8 protein-coding genes are annotated in these 17175 nt (G+C 66.9%); 6 read left to right on the forward strand and 2 right to left on the reverse strand.

The window, feature by feature from the left end; translation table 11 throughout:
- The first annotated feature begins 63 nt into the window (after positions 1-63).
- Positions 64-1491: a DHA2 family efflux MFS transporter permease subunit gene (locus tag ACCQ16_RS12370; protein ID WP_277572697.1), complete on the forward strand. Its 1428-nt coding sequence runs from the start codon at positions 64-66 to the stop codon at positions 1489-1491.
- Between the two features lie 229 nt (positions 1492-1720).
- Here ACCQ16_RS12370 and ACCQ16_RS12375 read toward each other — a convergent pair whose 3' ends face one another.
- Positions 1721-6730 (reverse strand): NAD-glutamate dehydrogenase, encoded by a 5010-nt coding sequence (locus ACCQ16_RS12375; protein WP_014090417.1) that lies wholly within the window; start codon positions 6728-6730, stop codon positions 1721-1723.
- A gap of 278 nt (positions 6731-7008) precedes the next feature.
- On the opposite strand from ACCQ16_RS12375, the gene ACCQ16_RS12380 reads away from it, so the two are divergent.
- Genes ACCQ16_RS12380 through ACCQ16_RS12390 form a run of 3 tightly spaced genes read left to right on the forward strand, consistent with a single transcriptional unit; the run spans position 7009 to position 12173 of the window.
- Positions 7009-7668, forward strand: a complete 660-nt coding sequence (locus tag ACCQ16_RS12380) for a TetR/AcrR family transcriptional regulator (RefSeq protein ID WP_008571360.1) — start codon at positions 7009-7011, stop codon at positions 7666-7668.
- 14 nt (positions 7669-7682) lie between these two features.
- Positions 7683-8990, forward strand: a complete 1308-nt coding sequence (locus tag ACCQ16_RS12385; protein ID WP_011347808.1) for an efflux RND transporter periplasmic adaptor subunit — start codon at positions 7683-7685, stop codon at positions 8988-8990.
- Between the two features lie 12 nt (positions 8991-9002).
- Positions 9003-12173 carry a multidrug efflux RND transporter permease subunit gene (locus ACCQ16_RS12390; RefSeq protein ID WP_011347809.1) on the forward strand — a complete coding sequence of 1057 codons (3171 nt, stop codon included), beginning with the start codon at positions 9003-9005 and terminating at the stop codon, positions 12171-12173.
- 344 nt (positions 12174-12517) lie between these two features.
- On the opposite strand, the gene ACCQ16_RS12395 is transcribed toward ACCQ16_RS12390, so the two are convergent.
- Positions 12518-13516: a LacI family DNA-binding transcriptional regulator gene (locus ACCQ16_RS12395; RefSeq protein WP_008571279.1), complete on the reverse strand. Its 999-nt coding sequence runs from the start codon at positions 13514-13516 to the stop codon at positions 12518-12520.
- Between the two features lie 161 nt (positions 13517-13677).
- Here ACCQ16_RS12395 and ptsP point away from each other — a divergent pair, with 161 nt between their 5' ends.
- Positions 13678-16194 (forward strand): phosphoenolpyruvate--protein phosphotransferase, encoded by a 2517-nt coding sequence (gene ptsP / locus ACCQ16_RS12400; RefSeq protein WP_277572695.1) that lies wholly within the window; start codon positions 13678-13680, stop codon positions 16192-16194.
- Positions 16191-17147: a 1-phosphofructokinase gene (gene pfkB / locus ACCQ16_RS12405; RefSeq protein WP_011347812.1), complete on the forward strand. Its 957-nt coding sequence runs from the start codon at positions 16191-16193 to the stop codon at positions 17145-17147. Before ptsP ends, pfkB begins: the two co-directional genes overlap by 4 nt.
- Positions 17148-17175: the final 28 nt, after the last annotated feature.

Genomic DNA, 17175 nt, shown 5'->3' on the forward strand with positions numbered 1-17175 from the left:
GACGCGGGCCGCTCCTGCTGTCGTCTGCGGCGCAGGCGGCGCGGCCCCGCAACCGAGAGTCCGATGTCCTCCAGCGTGTCCGAGGCAGGCGCTACGCCGCCGCGTTATCCCGATTACCGCATCATCTCGCTGATCCTGGCGTGCTCCATTTTCATGGAGCAGATGGATGCCACTGTGCTGGCCACCGCGCTGCCGACCCTGGCGCGCGATTTCGGCGTAGCGGCACCAGCCATGAGCATCGCGATGACCAGCTACCTGCTGGCGCTGGCGGTGCTGATCCCGGCCAGTGGCGCCATCGCCGACCGCTTCGGCCTGCGCCGCGTGTTCGGCGCCTCCATCTGGGTATTCGTCGGTGGCTCGATCCTGTGTTCGCTGGCCGACAGCTTGCCCACCATGGTCGCCGCACGTGTGTTGCAAGGTGCGGGCGGCGCCATGATGGCCCCGCTGGGCCGGCTGATCCTGCTGCGCACGGTGGAACGACGCCACCTGGTGTCGGCCATGGCCTGGACACTGGTGCCGGCCTTCATCGGCCCGATGCTCGGCCCCCCGCTGGGCGGTTTTTTCGTCTCGTACCTGGACTGGCGCTGGATCTTCTACATCAACGTGCCGATCGGTATTGCCGGTTTCCTGCTGGTGCGGCGTTTCATTCCGGAGATTCCCACCGAATCGACGCCGGCGCGTTTCGATCTGCGCGGCTTCGTGCTGTGCGGTACCGCACTGGGGTGCCTGCTGTTCGGCCTGGAAATGGTCAGCCAGCAAAACGGCATCGGCGAAGCCAGCTGGCTGCTGGCGATCGGCGGCAGCGCTGGGTTGGGCTATCTCTGGCACGCACGTCACCACCCCGCTCCGCTGCTGGACCTGAGCTTGTTGCGCATTGCCTCGTTCCGGTTGTCGGTGATCGGCGGCGCGCTAATGCGCATCACCCAGGGTGCGCAGCCGTTTCTGTTGCCCTTGCTGTTTCAGATCGGCTTCGGCATGAGCGCCGCGCACAGCGGCCGGTTGATCCTGGCCACCGCGCTCGGCGCACTGCTGATGCGCAGCATCACCCCGCAATTGCTGCGTCGCTTTGGCTATCGCAACAGTCTGATCGGCAACGGCGTCCTCGCCAGCCTGGGCTATATGGTGTGCGCGTTCTTCCGCCCCGATTGGCCGCCGGCATTGATGTTCGGCCTGCTGCTGTGCTGCGGCGCCTTCATGTCGTTTCAATTTGCCGCCTACAACACCATCGCCTACGAGAACGTGCCGGCCGCGCGCATGAGCCGCGCCAGCAGCCTGTATACGACCTTGCAGCAACTCATGCTCTCGGTCGGCGTGTGTGCCGGCGCGATGATCCTCAACCTGGCGATGCTGGCCGGCGGCCACGCAACGCCGCATCAGAGCGATTTCTCGCTGGCCTTTTGCATCGTCAGCCTGATTTCGCTCAGCGCCACCTGGTGGCACGTACGCTTCGACAAGCACGCCGGGCAGGAAATGAGCGGGCATCGGGCGTAAGCCAGGCCCGCCTGCAGGGCGGCGTGTGTTGGCCCTGTGCTTGAGCCGCACGACATAGCGCCTGGACATCCAGCGGGGGCCGCACTCAGGGCACGTGGGCGTACGCCGTGCACCGTGCCCTGCACGCAAGAGGCCGCCCGGAGGCGGCCTCTGCATCGACTCAATCACGGCGCTGTCGCGACCACCACGATAGCGAAGCGCTCGCTCCGCCACCGCGGCATTAGGCCACTTACACCCCGTGCGCAGCCAATTGGCCCAACCGCTGCACTGCCACCGACACGGTCGGATAGTCCAGGGTCTTCTGCTCGGCGACGTCGGCGAGCATCGCCAGGGTGAAGCGCAGGCTGGAATCGTCGCGCGCCATCCAGTTGGCGACCTTGTCCTCGGCACTGCTGCCGGACATGGTCAGCACCTGGCCCACCAGCGCACGCTGATGCGCGGCCAGCTCGTCGCGCAACACGCCACGTGCCACGGCATGCCAGCGGCCGTTGACCTCCAGTGCGTCGATCTGTTCGAACAGCCACGGCAGCCGCAGCGCTTCGCCCAGGCGGAAATGCACCTTGGAAACGTCCACCGGCTTGAGCTTGCGGGTGCGTGCGGTTTCGATGATGTCGAAGGCCGGTTCCAGATAACGCAGCTCGGACAACTGCTGCGCCAGTGCCGGGGTCAGGCCCTTGTCCTGCCACTCCTGCACGCTGGCTTCGTACTGCGGGCGCTGCGCGTCCGACAGCACGCCCGACGCCACGCGAATGTCGTTGAACGGGCCGTGGTAACGCTCCACCGCCGCGGTGATGCCGGGCATCTGGCCGGGGCGCAGCAGCAACCAGCGCACGAACGAGCGTTGCAGGCGCCAGATCACTTCCAGCGCGTCGATCTGCACCGACTCGGGCACCTTGCCGTCCAGCGCATCGATCTGCGTCCACAGCGCGCGCGCATCCAGCGTTTCGCGGCTGATGGTATAGGCCTTGGCAACCTCGCCGATGCTGCGACCGGTGTCTTCCTGCATGCGCATCAGGAAGGTGGCGCCCATGCGGTTGATGGTGGTGTTGGTGACCGCGGTGGCGATGATCTCGCGCTTGAGGCGGTGACGCTCCATCGCATCGGCGTACTTCTTCTGCAGCGGCTGCGGGAAGTAGCGCTGCAATTCCTTGGACAGGTACGGGTCTTCGGGAATGTCCGATTCCAGCAGCTGCTGGAACGCCACCAGCTTGGAGTACGACAACAACACCGACAGCTCCGGCCGGGTCAGGCCCTGGCCGCGCGCCTTGCGTGCCGACAGCTCGGCATCGGACGGCAGGAACTCGATCTGCCGGTCCAGCAAACCCTGCAGTTCCAGCGTGCGGATGAAATGCTGCTTGGAGCCGAGCCGCTTGACGCTCATGCGCTCCATCAGGCTGATGGCCTGGTTCTGGCGGTAGTTGTCCCACAGCACCAGATCGGCCACTTCATCGGTCATCGACGCCAGCAGCTTGTTGCGCGCGTCATAGGTCAGCTTCTTGGCCTGCACCATGTCGTTGAGCAGGATCTTGATGTTGACCTCGTGATCGGAGGTGTCCACGCCGGCCGAGTTGTCGATGAAGTCGGTGTTGAGCAGCACGCCGGTCTGCGCCGCTTCAATACGACCCAGCTGGGTCAGGCCCAGGTTGCCGCCCTCGCCCACCACCTTGCAGCGCAACTCGCCACCGTTGACGCGCAGGCCGTTGTTGGCGCGGTCGCCCACATCGGCGTGCGATTCGCTGGCCGCCTTGACGTAGGTGCCGATGCCGCCGTTCCAGAACAGGTCCACCGGCGCCTTGAGGATGGCGTTCATCAGCTCGTTGGGCGAGAGCTGCTTGACGTTGGCGTCCAGGCCCAGCGCTTCGCGCACCGGCGCACTGATGTCGATGGATTTGAGCGTACGCGGATAGATGCCGCCACCGGCGCTGATCAGCTTGGCGTCGTAATCGGCCCAGCTGGAACGCGGCAACTTGAACAGGCGATCGCGCTCGGCAAAGGAAACCGCCGCATCCGGGTTCGGGTCCAGGAAGATGTGGCGGTGATCGAACGCGGCCAGCAGGCGGATATGCCTTGAAAGCAGCATGCCGTTGCCGAACACGTCGCCGGACATGTCGCCGATACCGACCACGCTGAAGTCCTGGCTCTGGCAATCGCGGCCCATGGCGCGGAAGTGGCGCTTGACCGATTCCCACGCGCCGCGCGCAGTGATGCCCATGCCCTTGTGGTCGTAGCCGACCGAGCCACCGGAGGCGAACGCGTCGCCCAGCCAGAAGCCGTGGTCCAGCGCCAGACCATTGGCGATATCGGAGAAGGTGGCGGTGCCCTTGTCGGCCGCAACGACCAGGTACGGGTCGTCCTGATCGTGACGCACCACCTGCGGCGGAGGCACGATCTTGCCGCCGACGATGTTGTCGGTGATATCGAGCAGGCCCTGGATAAAGAGCTTGTAGCAGGCGATGCCTTCTGCCTGGATGGCATCGCGGTCACCGCCGACCGGCGAACGCTTGACGTAGAAACCACCCTTGGCACCGACCGGCACGATGACGGTGTTTTTCACCATCTGCGCCTTGACCAGGCCCAGCACTTCGGTGCGGAAATCCTCGCGCCGGTCAGACCAGCGCAGGCCGCCACGCGCCACCGCGCCGAAGCGCAGATGCACGCCTTCCACGCGCGGGCCGTAGACGAAAATTTCGCGATACGGACGCGGCTTGGGCAGGTCCGGCACGCGCGCCGAATCCAGCTTGAAGCTGATGCAGTGGGGGTGCTTGCCGTTCTTGTCGGTCTGGTAGTAATTGGTGCGCAAGGTCGCATCGATCACATCGATGAAGCTGCGCAGGATGCGGTCCTCGTCCAGGCTGGAGACGCGGTCCATCAGCTTCAGCAAGGTGGCGCGGGTGGCGTCCTGCTGCGCGTTGCGATCGCCGCCACGTGCCTCCAGCACGGCGTCCAGCGCCTTGAGCGTGGCCTCGTCGCCGCCTGCCAACGCAGACAGTTCTTCGCGCAGGCGTTCCTGGCCGGCGAAGATCTGCGCCTTGGTTTCAGAGCCGGTGGACGGATCGAAGCGTGCTTCGAACAATTCCACCAGCAGGCGCGCCAGCAACGGATAGCGGGTGAAGGTGGCTTCGACGTAGGCCTGCGAGAACGGCACCGCCGTCTGCAGCAGGTATTTGCAGTAGCCGCGCAGCAAAGCCACCTGGCGCCAGTGCAGGCCGGCCGCCAGGATCAGGCGATTGAAGCCGTCGTTTTCGGCATCGCCGTTCCAGATGCGCTCGAATGCTTCGCCGAAGCTGGCATCGGCGTGTGCGGCATTGATCTTGCCGGACGTCGATTCGACCTCGAAATCCTGGATATAGACCGGCGTTTCGCCGACCTGCAACCGATATGGCCGCTCGGAAATCACGCGCAGGCCCATGTTTTCCATCATCGGCATCGCATCGGACAGCGGAATGTCGTCGAGCTGGCGGTACAGCTTCAGGCGCAGGCCTTCGCCCGCGTCCAGACGCATGCCGTCGTCGCGACGGATTTCCTGCAGGCTCAGATGCAGATCGTCCGGGCCATCCAGCGAGGCGAGATGCTCGACGTCGGACACCGCCGATTCGATCGAGGAATCTTCGATATAGCCGGCCGGCAGTGCGCGACCGAAGTTGGCCGCCATGCGCAGGCCGTTGGCCTCGCCATGCCGCGCAACCAATGCCTCACGCAGGGCATCGCGCCAGTTGCGCAGCAGGTGCGCCAGCCGCGATTCGAGTTCGGTGGTGTTGAACTCCAGCGCCTCGCCGCTCTTGGGGCGCACGATCAGGTGCAGCTGCGCCAGCGGCGATTCGCCCAGCACCACGCTGGAGTCGATGTATTCGCCGTGCAGCGCATCCTTCAACAAGGCTTCGATGCGCAGGCGCACATCGGTGTTGAAGCGTTCGCGCGGGATGTACACCAGCGCCGAGATGAAACGCCCGTACTTGTCGCGGCGCAGGAACAGGCGGCTACGCACGCGCTCCTGCAGCCCGAGAATGCCCATCGCGGTGCGGTACAGCTCTTCTTCGTTGGACTGGAACAGCTCCTCGCGCGGCAGCGTTTCCAGGATGTGGCGCAAGGCCTTGCCGCTATGGCTGCTCGGGGTGAGCCCCGACTTGCTCATCACGTATTCGTGGCGCTGACGCACCAGCGGAATTTCCCAGGGGCGGCGGTTGTAGGCGCTGGAAGTGAACAGGCCCAGGAAGCGCTGCTCGCCGACGATGCGGCCCTTGGCGTCGAATTCCAGGATGCCGATGTAATCCATGTAACCGACCCGATGCACGCGCGAGCGTGCATTGGTCTTGGTCAGGATCAACGCATCCTTGAGCTTGGACGAGGCATTCAGGCCATGCGCGGCCAGCGTGGTCACCGGACGCGCCGGCGAGGTGTCGCGACCGCGCAGCAAACCCAGGCCGGTCTCTTCCAGCGGTGCCAGCACATCCTGGCCACCCTGCTTTTCCACCCGGTACTCGCGGTAGCCGAAGAAGGTGAAGTGGTCGGCCGCGGCCCAGCGCAGGAACTCCTGCGCCTCGTGCCGGTTGATGTCGTCGATCGGCAGGCGGCGGGTCGCCAGATCGTCGGCCAGCATGACCATGCGCTCGCGCATCGCCGACCAGTCCTGCACGATGGCGCGCACCTCGGCCAGCACCTTGCGCACGGCCGCTTCCAGCTTGGGCATTTCTTCCGGCGGCTGGCGGTCGATCTCCAGCACCATCAGCGATTCGCCCTTGCCCTCGCCCACTGCGGTGAGCTTGCCGGACTTGTCGCGCGCGATGCGCAGTACCGGGTGGCCCAGCACGTGCACGCCGATGCCCAGGTCGGCCAGGGTCATGCTGACCGAATCCACCAGGAACGGCATATCGTCGTTGACGATCTGCAGCAGGGTATGCGGCGACTCGTAGCCGTGGCTCTTCAAGGTCGGGTTGAAGACACGCACGTTGACCGTGCCGGCCTTGCGCGCGCGCGCGAACTCCAGCATGTCCGATGCCAGCGCCGCCCACTGCTCCGGCGGATGGTTCGGGAATTCGTCTTCCTCCATGCGCCGGTAGAAGTCGGCGGCGAACGCCTGGACTTCGGCCTGACGGGCGGCCGGGTAGCGCTTGCGCAACGCGGCAAACACCGGCTCGAGGGTAACCGCCTGCGGTTCGGTGGCAAGCACGGGGACGGCACGTTCGGCGACCGGTTTGACCGACGTCGTGGACGATTTCGAAGCGGCTTTCTTGGCTGTCATGAGTAGAGCTGGAATGCTCGGTGGAAAACCTGAATTGTACCGGTGCGCGGTGACGACGCCTTGCTGCATAGCGCAAATGTGCGGCCCACGATCGCCCCCGGCGGCATGCAAAAGCACGACATCCATGTAGCGACGAGAACGCAGCGGCGGGAAGGCGGGGCTGGACCGCCACAACCGGCAAAGTCCGGCCAAAGGCTTGGCACAGAAGGCGTTGTGCAGACAACGCTGCGGCCGTCAAGCCTGTTTAAAAACTAAACTGGACGGTATAGTCTACCGCCATGATCCCTCGTTCCCACCGTGCTGCCCGGCGTTCGGACTGCGACCGCCGCATCCATGCGGCAGTGCATGCGCTGCTTGCCGAGCGTGGCATGCGGCTGAGCATGGACGCGGTGGCCGAGCGGGCCGGCTGTTCCAAGCAGACCCTGTACAGCTACTACGGCTGCAAGGAAAACCTGCTGCGCGACGTGCTTCAGGACCACGTGCACCTGGCGGCCGGGCCGCTGGGCACGGTCTCGGGCGATCTCCGCGCAGATCTGCTGGCCTTCGCGCTGGCCCATCTTGACCGTTTGAACAACCCCGATGTGCTACAGACCTGCCGTCTGGTGGAGGCCGAGTCGCACCGGTTTCCCGACCAGTCGCAGCAGATCTTCCACGACGGCGTGGTCGGCATGCAGCAGCGCCTGGCGCATCGCTTCGAACAGGCGATCGACGCCGGCCAACTGCGGCATGACGATCCGCACTTCATGGCCGAACTGCTGCTGAGCATGATCGTCGGGCTGGATTTCGACCGCCAACGGTTTCAAGTCCCCCATCGCGCCGGCCTTCCCGCCAGGCAGCAATGGGCGCAGTTCGCCGTGGACACCTTCCTGCGTGCGTTTGCTCCGGCTCCTGCCGCGCCGACGTCGCCACCACCTTCGCTTCTCACTTCAAGACCCTAACGGAGTTTCCCCTGATGATTGCCCCGCTCCGCACATTCGGCCTGGCCTGTGCCATCACCGTGGCGCTGGCTGCCTGCAGCAAGCCCGAACAACAGCAGGCACCGCCGCCGCCGGAAGTCTCGGTGCTGGAGATGAAGCCGCAGACGCTGCCGCTGGAACGCGACCTGGTCGGCCGCCTGTCGGCGTACCGTTCGGCGGACGTGCGCGCGCGCGTGGACGGCGTGGTGCTCAAGCGCCTGTACACCGAAGGCGCCAACGTCAAAGAGGGCCAGCCGCTGTTCCAGATCGACCCCTCGCAGCTGAAGGCCACGCTGCTGCAGGCGCAGGGCCAGCTGGCCGCCGCCGAAGCGACCTATACCAACGCCAAGATCGCCGCGACGCGTGCACGCAGCCTGGCGCCGCAGCAGTACGTCTCGCGCGCCGACATCGACACCGCCGAAGCCAACGAGCGTTCGTCCGGGGCCAACGTGCAGCAGGCGCGCGGCGCGGTCGAAGCTGCGCGCATCCAGCTCGGCTTCGCCACCGTGACCTCGCCGATCACCGGCCGCGCCGGCATTCAGCGCGTGACCGAAGGCGCACTGGTCGGTGCCGGTGAAGCCACCCTGCTCACCACCGTGGACCAGATCGACCCGCTGTACGTGAACTTCGCCATGAGCAGCGAAGAACTGGCCGCCCTGCGTCAGGCGCAGAGCAGCGGCAACGTGCAGCTGAGCGGCGACGGCAAGTCGTCCATCAACGTGGAGCTGGGCAACGGCACGCAGTACCAGCACCCCGGCACGCTGGACGTGTCTGCGGTGACGGTGGACCCGAGCACCGGTGCGGTGTCGCTGCGCGCCACCCTGCCCAACCCCGAACAATCGCTGCTGCCAGGCGCGTTCGTGACCTTCAAGGCCAGCCTGGGCCAGCGCAACAATGCCTACCTGCTGCCGCAGCAGGCGGTGCAGCGCGATGCCACCGGACCCTACGCCCTGGTGCTGGGCAAGGACGGCAAGGTGGTCCGCAAGAACCTGACCGTCGACGGCCAGCAGAAGGGCCAGTGGATCGTCACCGGCGGCATGACCCCGGGCGATCAGGTCATCGTCGATGGCGTGCAGAAGGCCAAGGAAGGGCAGCCGGCCAAGGGCGTGCCGTGGGATCCGAACAAGCCGGCACAAGGCGGCCAGCCCGGCGCAGCGGGCGCGGCGCCCGGCGCGGCACAGGGCGGCGACGCGAAAGCCGCACCGTCCGCCGACAAGGCCGATGCAGCGGCGCCGGCCGCCCAGCAACAGCCCACGCAGGATGCGGCCGCGCAGCCGGCCGACTCCCAGTCCAAGCAGCAGTGACGGAACCCGGACATGCCTAAGTTTTTTATCGAACACCCGGTCTTTGCGTGGGTGGTGGCGATCCTGATCTCGCTTGCGGGCGTGATCTCGATCCTGAATCTGGGTATCGAGTCGTACCCGACGATCGCCCCGCCGCAGGTCACCGTCACCGCCAACTTCCCCGGCGCCAGCGCCGACACCGCCGAAAAGGCGGTGACCCAGGTCATCGAACAGCAGCTCACCGGTATCGACCACCTGCTGTACTTCAACTCGTCCTCGGCCGCCAACGGCCGCGTGACCATCACCCTGACCTTCGAAACCGGCACCGACGCGGATATCGCGCAGGTGCAGGTGCAGAACAAGGTGTCGCTGGCCACGCCGCGCCTGCCCTCGGAAGTGACCCAGCAGGGCGTGGTGGTGGCCAAGGCCAACGCCGGCTTCCTGATGGTGGCCGCACTGCGCTCGGACAACCCCTCGATCGACCGCGACGCGCTCAACGACATCGTCGGTTCGCGCGTGCTCGAGCAGATCTCGCGCGTGCCCGGCGTGGGCAGCACCAACCAGTTCGGCGCCGAGTACGCGATGAACATCTGGTTGAACCCAGAGAAACTGCAGGGCTACAACCTGTCGGCGACCCAGGTGCTGACCGCGGTGCGTAACCAGAACGTGCAGTTCGCTGCCGGTTCGGTGGGCGCCGACCCGACCCCGGAAGGCATCAGCTTCACCGCCACGGTGTCGGCGGAAGGCCGCTTCAGCTCGCCCGAGCAGTTCGAGAACATCATCCTGCGCACCGACAACAACGGCGCCACCGTGCGCCTGAAGGACGTTGCACGCGTGACCGTGGGGCCGAGCAATTACGGCTTCGACACCCAGTACAACGGCAAGCCCACCGGTGCCTTCGGTATCCAGCTGTTGCCGGGCGCCAATGCATTGAACGTGTCCGAGGCGGTCGGCGCCAAGCTCGACGAACTTCAGCCCACCTTCCCGCAGGGCGTGACCTGGTTTGCGCCGTACGAATCGACCACCTTCGTGCGCATCTCCATCGAGGAAGTGATCCACACGCTGGTGGAAGCCATCGTGCTGGTGTTCCTGGTGATGCTGCTGTTCCTGCAGAACTTCCGCGCCACCGTGATTCCCACGCTGGTGATTCCGGTCGCGCTGCTGGGCACGTTCTTCGGCATGTACATGATCGGCTTCACCATCAACCAGCTGACGCTGTTTGCGATGGTGCTGGCGATCGGCATCGTGGTGGACGATGCGATCGTGGTGATCGAGAACGTCGAACGCATCATGAGCGAGGAGCACCTGGAGCCCAAGGCGGCCACCCAGAAGGCGATGACCCAGATCACCGGCGCGGTGGTGGCCATCACCGTGGTGCTGGCAGCGGTGTTCATCCCCTCCTCGCTGCAGCCCGGCGCCTCGGGTGCGATCTACAAGCAGTTCGCGTTGACCATCGCCATGTCGATGGGTTTCTCTGCGTTCCTGGCGTTGAGCTTCACGCCGGCGCTGTGCGGCGCGTTCCTCAAGTCGACCCACTCGACCAAGAAGAACTGGGTCTACCGCACCTTCGACAAGTACTACGACAAGCTGGCGCATCGCTATGTCGGCGTGGTGGGCCATACCCTCAAGCGCTCGCCGCCATGGATGATCGCGTTCGTGGCGCTGGTGGTGCTGTGCGGCTTCCTGTTCACGCGCATGCCGGGCAGCTTCCTGCCGGAAGAAGACCAGGGCTTTGCCGTGGCCATCGTGCAGCTGCCGCCGGGCGCGACCAAGATCCGCACCAACGAGGCGTTCGCGCAGATGCGTGCGGTGCTGGAGAAGCAGCCGGCCGTGGAAGGCATGCTGCAGATCGCCGGCTTCAGCTTCCTGGGCTCGGGCGAAAACGTCGGTATGGGCTTCATCCGGCTCAAGCCGTGGGAAGAACGCGACGTCACTGCCGAGCAGTTGATCCAGCAACTCAATGGCGCCTTCTACGGCATCAAGGGCGCGCAGATCTTCGTGGTCAACCTGCCCACCGTGCAGGGCCTGGGGCAGTTCGGCGGCTTCGACATGTGGCTGCAGGACCGTTCCGGTGCCGGCCAGGAAGCGCTGATCAATGCGCGCAACATCGTGCTCGGCAAGGCGGCGGAGAAGCAGGACACCCTGGTCGGCGTGCGTCCGAACGGCCTGGAAAACTCGCCGCAGCTGCAGTTGCACGTGGACCGCGTGCAGGCGCAATCGATGGGCCTGGATGTCAGCGATATCTATAGCTCGATCCAGCTGATGCTGGCGCCGGTGTACGTCAACGACTACTTCGCCGAGGGCCGCATCAAGCGCGTCAACATGCGTGCCGACGATCAGTTCCGCGCCGGTCCCGAGTCGCTGCGCAACTTCTTTACCCCCAGCGCCACGGCCACCGGTGCCGACGGTCAGCCGGCCATGATCCCGCTGAGCAACGTGGTCAAGGCCGAGTGGAACTACGCCTCGCCGGCCCTGAACCGCTACAACGGCTATTCGGCCGTGAACATCGTCGGCAACCCGGCTCCGGGCGGCAGTTCCGGCCAGGCGATGAGCGCGATGGAAGATATCGTCAACAACGATCTGCCGCCGGGCTTCGGTTTCGACTGGAGCGGCATGTCCTACCAGGAAATCATCGCCGGTAATGCGGCCACGCTGCTGCTGGCGCTGTCGGTGGTGGTGGTGTTCCTGTGCCTGGCCGCGCTTTACGAGAGCTGGTCGATTCCGGTGGCGGTGCTGCTGGTGGTGCCGATCGGCGTGCTGGGCGCGATCACCTTCTCGATGTTGCGCGGGTTGCCGAACGATCTGTACTTCAAGATCGGCATGATCACGGTGATTGGTCTGGCGGCCAAGAACGCGATCCTGATCGTGGAATTTGCAGTTGAGCAGCGTGCGGCGGGCAAGACCCTGCGCGAGGCCACCCTGGAAGCGGCGCACCTGCGCTTCCGCCCGATCCTGATGACTTCGTTCGCCTTCATCCTGGGCGTGTTGCCGCTGGCCATCTCCACCGGTGCCGGCGCCAACTCGCGTCACTCCATCGGTACCGGCGTGATCGGCGGCATGGTGTTCGCCACCGTGCTCGGCGTGATCTTCATCCCGCTGTTCTTCGTGGTGGTGCGCCGCATGCTGGGCGACAAGCTGGACGAGCAGTCCAAGGAATATCTGGCCGTGCAGAACGATGGCGGAACCCACCGCCCGGATCGCTGAGTCAGGCAGTAGATGCAAATCAAAGCCCCGGCAATGCCGGGGCTTTTTTTGTGCAGCATCGGTGGAAACCATTGCGAATCCGCCCCTTGTAGGAGCGCACCGGAGCGCGAACGCACTACCGAAAACGCCCGTCGCGCCCAGGTGCGCTCCTACGAGGCGGCGATGTCGGCAGGTTGCAATGATCGGCGCAAGGGGCCTGAACAATCACGGCAAGTGACACCTCCGGTTCGCCGGCATCGCGCAGGTCCGCAATCCACGGCAGACGGCCCTCTTTGTAGGAGCGCACTCGGGCGCGAACGCATTCCCGTCAAACCCACCGCACCCAACAGACCCTCGCCGCCGCTCTACACCACGCCCGGCATACGCGCAGCAGTCGACCCACGCACCACGCAACGTCCGGTCATGACCAAGCGGCGGATCGGCAATTGCCGATTGCTTAACCGTTCCAGCAGCAGCGACATCGCCGCCCGGCCCATGTCTTCCACCGGCTGCTCGACCACAGTGATGCCCGGCTCGACCAGATCGGTCCAGCGCTCGTTGTCGAACCCGGCCAGGGCCAGATCCTGCGGCAGGCGCAGGCCGGCGGTGCGTGCAGCCTTCAGTGCGCCCATCAGCAGCAGGCTGTTACTGGTCACGATGGCCTCGGGCCGCTGGTCGTTGGCCAGCCATGCACCCAACTCGGCAATCGCCGCCTCGGCGGTGGGCGCCACTTCGCGGTAATCCGGCTGCAGCCCCTGCGCGCGCATCGCGGCCAGGTAACCATCGCGGCGCTCGGCCGCCGTGGTGCTGGTGCTGCCGAACAGCCCGCCGATGCGCCGGTAGCCCTGCGCCTGCAGATGCGCCACCAGCTCGGCCATGGCCGCGCCGTTATCCAGCACCACACTGTCGTAGCGGCTGCCGGGGCCGGCGCGATCCACCAGCACCGTGGGGTAATCCAGCGCCAGCTCGTGCATGCGCCCCACCGTGACCCGGGTCGGCGCAAAAATCAGCCCGGTGATGCGTTCTTCCTGCATCAACTCCAGGTATAGCGCCTCTCGCTCGGGATCTTCATCGGTATTGCACAGCGTCACGCGCATACCGGCCCGGTAGGCGACCTCTTCCACCGCACGGATCAGCGCCGTGAAGTACGGGTTGCGGATGTCGGCCACGATCACCCCCAGGATGCCGGATTGCTGGGATCGCAATCGCCGCGCCATCAGGTTGGGCCGATAGCCGGTCTGGCGCACCGCCGCTTCCACCTTGGCACGCACTTCCTCGCTGACCGGGCCGCTGCCCAGCGCGCGCGACACCGTGGACTTGGACACTCCGGCCACGCGGGCCACGTCATTGATGCTGATACTCACTGGGACCGTTCCCGCTCCATTTTGCGCACCCTGACCCAGGCGCGGTGTCGGTCTTGATGCTAACCCGAAAGCACTACAGCGTTTTTGTGCACCGCACATTGACCTGGATCGTGGGAACGTTCCCACTATACTTCCCAGCCCGACCTCATCCGGAGCCCGCCTTGTCCTCTCCGTCGCCCGCCCCCGTCACCCCCGACCTTGTGCGCCTGCGCGCTTCTGCCCGCGACAAGGACGACGCCATCGCCCAGGCCGCCCAGTTGCTGGTCGCGGCCGGCTGCGTCGCGCCGGGCTACGACGCCAGCATGCGGCGGCGCGAAGGCCTGGCCAATACCTTCCTGGGCCACGGCCTGGCGATCCCGCACGGCGTCGGCGAAGACCGCCACCTGGTGCGCCGCGACGGCATCGCGGTGCTGCAGCTCACCGATGGCGTGGAATGGAACCCCGGCCAGATCACCCGGCTGGTGGTCGGCATCGCCGCGCAGTCCGATACCCACATCACCCTGCTGCGCCGGCTGACCCGGTTGATCCAGGACCCGGCCCAGCTCGAAACGCTGTTCAGCACCGACGACCCCGGCGTGATCGTCGCCGCGCTCACCGGCGACCGCGCGCCCGAGACCAATGCCGCGCCGGCCACCGATCTGGCCGAAACATTCGAGTGGACCATCGCCTACCCCAGCGGCCTGCACGCGCGCCCGGCCACCCGCTGGGCCGAAACCGCGCGCGGCTTCTCGGCCCGTGCGCAGGTGCGCGCCGGCGACCAGGCCGCCGATGCCAAGAGCCTGGTCGGCTTGCTGCAGTTGGGCCTGCGTGCCGGCGACAGCATCACCGTGTCGGCCGAAGGCAGCGACGCAGCGGAACTGCTCAAGCGCCTGCGCGCCGTCATGGACAGCCTGACCGCGCAGGAAAAGGCCGATGCCGAGCGTGCCGCGCAACGCCGCGCCGCCCCGGTGGCCGGCTGGACGCCGCCGCAGGCGCAGCCGGCCATCGTCGGCATCGGCGCCAGCCCGGGCGTGGCGATCGGCATCGTGCACCGGCTGCGTGCGGCGCAGACCGAGGTGGCCGATCACCCGGTCGGCCTGGGCGATGGCGGCGCGCTGCTGCACGACGCGCTGACCCGCACCCGCCAGCAACTGGCGGCGATCCAGGACGACACCCAGCGCCGGCTCGGCGCCTCGGACGCGGCCATCTTCAAGGCCCAGGCCGAACTGCTCAACGACACCGACCTGATCACCCGCACCTGCCAGCTGATGGTCGAAGGCCACGGCGTGGCGTGGTCGTGGCACCAGGCGGTGGAACAGATCGCTTCCGGCCTGGCCGCCCTCGGCAACCCGGTGCTGGCGGGCCGCGCGGCCGATCTGCGCGATGTCGGCCGCCGCGTGCTGGCCCAGCTCGACCCGGCCGCCGCCGGCGCCGGCCTTACCGACCTGCCCGAGCAGCCGTGCATCCTGCTCGCCAGCGACCTGTCGCCTTCGGACACCGCCAACTTGGACACCGCGCGCGTGCTCGGCCTGGCCACCGCGCAGGGCGGGCCGACCTCGCACACCGCCATCCTGTCGCGCACGCTCGGCCTGCCGGCATTGGTCGCGGCCGGCGGCCAGCTACTGGAGATCGAAGACGGCGTCACCGCCATCATCGACGGCAGCAGCGGGCGCCTGTACATCGACCCGTCCGAGCAGGATCTGGATGCGGCCCGCACCCATATCGCCGAGCAGCAGGCCATCCGCGAGCGCGAAGCCGCGCAGCGCGCGTTGCCGGCCGAAACCACCGACGGCCACCACATCGACATCGGCGCCAACGTCAACCTGCCCGACCAGGTCGCGATGGCGCTGACCCAGGGCGCCGAAGGCGTTGGCCTGATGCGCACCGAATTCCTGTTCCTGGAAAGCGGCCGCACGCCCAGCGAAGACGAACAACATGCCACCTACCTGGCGATGGCGCAGGCGCTGGATGGCCGCCCGCTGATCGTGCGTGCGCTGGATATCGGCGGCGACAAGCAAGTGGCGCATCTGGAATTGCCGCACGAAGAAAACCCGTTCCTGGGCGTGCGCGGCGCGCGCCTGCTGCTGCGTCGCCCCGACCTGCTGGAGCCGCAACTGCGTGCGCTGTATCGCGCCGCCAAGGACGGGGCGCGGCTGTCGATCATGTTCCCCATGATCACCTCGGTGCCGGAACTGGTGGCGCTGCGCGCCATCTGCGCACGCCTCCGCGCCGACCTCGACGCACCGGAGGTGCCGATCGGCATCATGATCGAAGTGCCGGCCGCCGCCGCGCAGGCCGATGTGCTGGCGCGCCACGCAGACTTCTTCTCGATCGGCACCAACGACCTCACCCAGTACGTGCTGGCGATCGACCGCCAGAATCCGGAACTGGCCGCCGAAGCCGACAGCCTGCACCCGGCGGTGCTGCGCATGATCCGCAGCACCATTGACGGTGCGCGCAAGCACGATCGCTGGGTCGGCGTCTGCGGCGGCCTGGCCGGCGATGCGTTCGGCGCCAGCCTGCTGGCCGGCCTGGGCGTGCAGGAATTGTCGATGACGCCCAACGACATCCCGGCGGTCAAGGCACGCCTGCGCGGCGCCGCGTTGAGCCAGCTGCAACACCTCGCCGAACAGGCGCTGGCGTGCGAAACCGCCGAACAGGTGCGCGCATTGGAAGCCAAGCGCGAGGACAAGGCATGAGCCTGCAGGCCATCACCGTCACACTGAACCCGGCGATCGACCAGACCATCCAGCTCGAACACCTGCAGCCGGGCGCCGTGCACCGCGCCAGCAGCGTGCGCAACGATGCCGGCGGCAAGGGCATCAATGTGGCCGCGTGCCTGGCCGACTGGGGCAGCCAGGTTGCCGCGCTGGGCGTGCTCGGGGTCGGCAACGCCGGCGTGTTCGAAGCCCTGTTCCGCGAACGCGGCATTGCCGATCACTGCCAGCGCGTGGCCGGCGAAACCCGCACCAATCTCAAGCTGGTCGACGCGCGCAGCAACGACACCACCGACATCAACCTGCCCGGCCTGCGCTTGGGGCCTGCGCACCTGCAAGGCGTGGCCGACCATCTCGCCCCTCTGCTGCGCCCCGGCCTGCCGGTGGTGCTGTCGGGCAGCCTGCCGGCCGGGCTGCCGGACGACAGCTGGGCGCAACTGCAGGCCCAGGCCAGCGCGGCCGGTGCGCGCGTGCTGCTGGACACCAGTGGCATGCCGCTGGTGAGAGCGCTGGAAGCCGCGCGCCAGGCGCTGCCGTACGCGGTCAAGCCCAATCGCGACGAACTCGCAGCCTGGACCGGCCGCCCGTTGAACGATCGCGGCGCACTCAGCGCCGCCGCGCACGAACTGATCGCCCGCGGCATCCAGCTGGTGGTCATTTCGATGGGCACCGAAGGCGCCCTGTTCGTGCAACGCGACCAGCGGCTGATCGCCCGCCCGCCACGCCTGGCGCACGGCAGCAGCGTGGGTGCAGGCGATGCGATGGTGGCCGGCCTGGCCGCCGCCTCGCTCGATGCCGCGACCACGCTGGAGCAGTGCGCACGGCTGGCCACGGCGTTTTCGATGTGCCGGCTGGAAAGCGGCGACGCGCGCCGGATTACGCCAGAGGGCGTGCGCCGCGCCGCAACCGAGGTCGTGATCGAAATGCTGTCATGAGCCGCCATTGGCCACTGCCGATGCATGC

It is taken from the genome of Xanthomonas sp. NCPPB 1062 (assembly GCF_041481705.2).
Taxonomy (GTDB): Bacteria; Pseudomonadota; Gammaproteobacteria; order Xanthomonadales; family Xanthomonadaceae; genus Xanthomonas; species Xanthomonas euvesicatoria.

Coding starts and splice junctions, on each gene's coding strand:
- ACCQ16_RS12380 (WP_008571360.1), top strand. CDS start 7,009: ATGATCCCTCGTTCCCACCGTGCTGCCCGGCGTTCGGACTGCGACCGC.
- ACCQ16_RS12370 (WP_277572697.1), top strand. CDS start 64: ATGTCCTCCAGCGTGTCCGAGGCAGGCGCTACGCCGCCGCGTTATCCC.
- ACCQ16_RS12375 (WP_014090417.1), bottom strand. CDS start 6,730: ATGACAGCCAAGAAAGCCGCTTCGAAATCGTCCACGACGTCGGTCAAA.
- ACCQ16_RS12385 (WP_011347808.1), top strand. CDS start 7,683: ATGATTGCCCCGCTCCGCACATTCGGCCTGGCCTGTGCCATCACCGTG.
- ACCQ16_RS12390 (WP_011347809.1), top strand. CDS start 9,003: ATGCCTAAGTTTTTTATCGAACACCCGGTCTTTGCGTGGGTGGTGGCG.
- pfkB (WP_011347812.1), top strand. CDS start 16,191: ATGAGCCTGCAGGCCATCACCGTCACACTGAACCCGGCGATCGACCAG.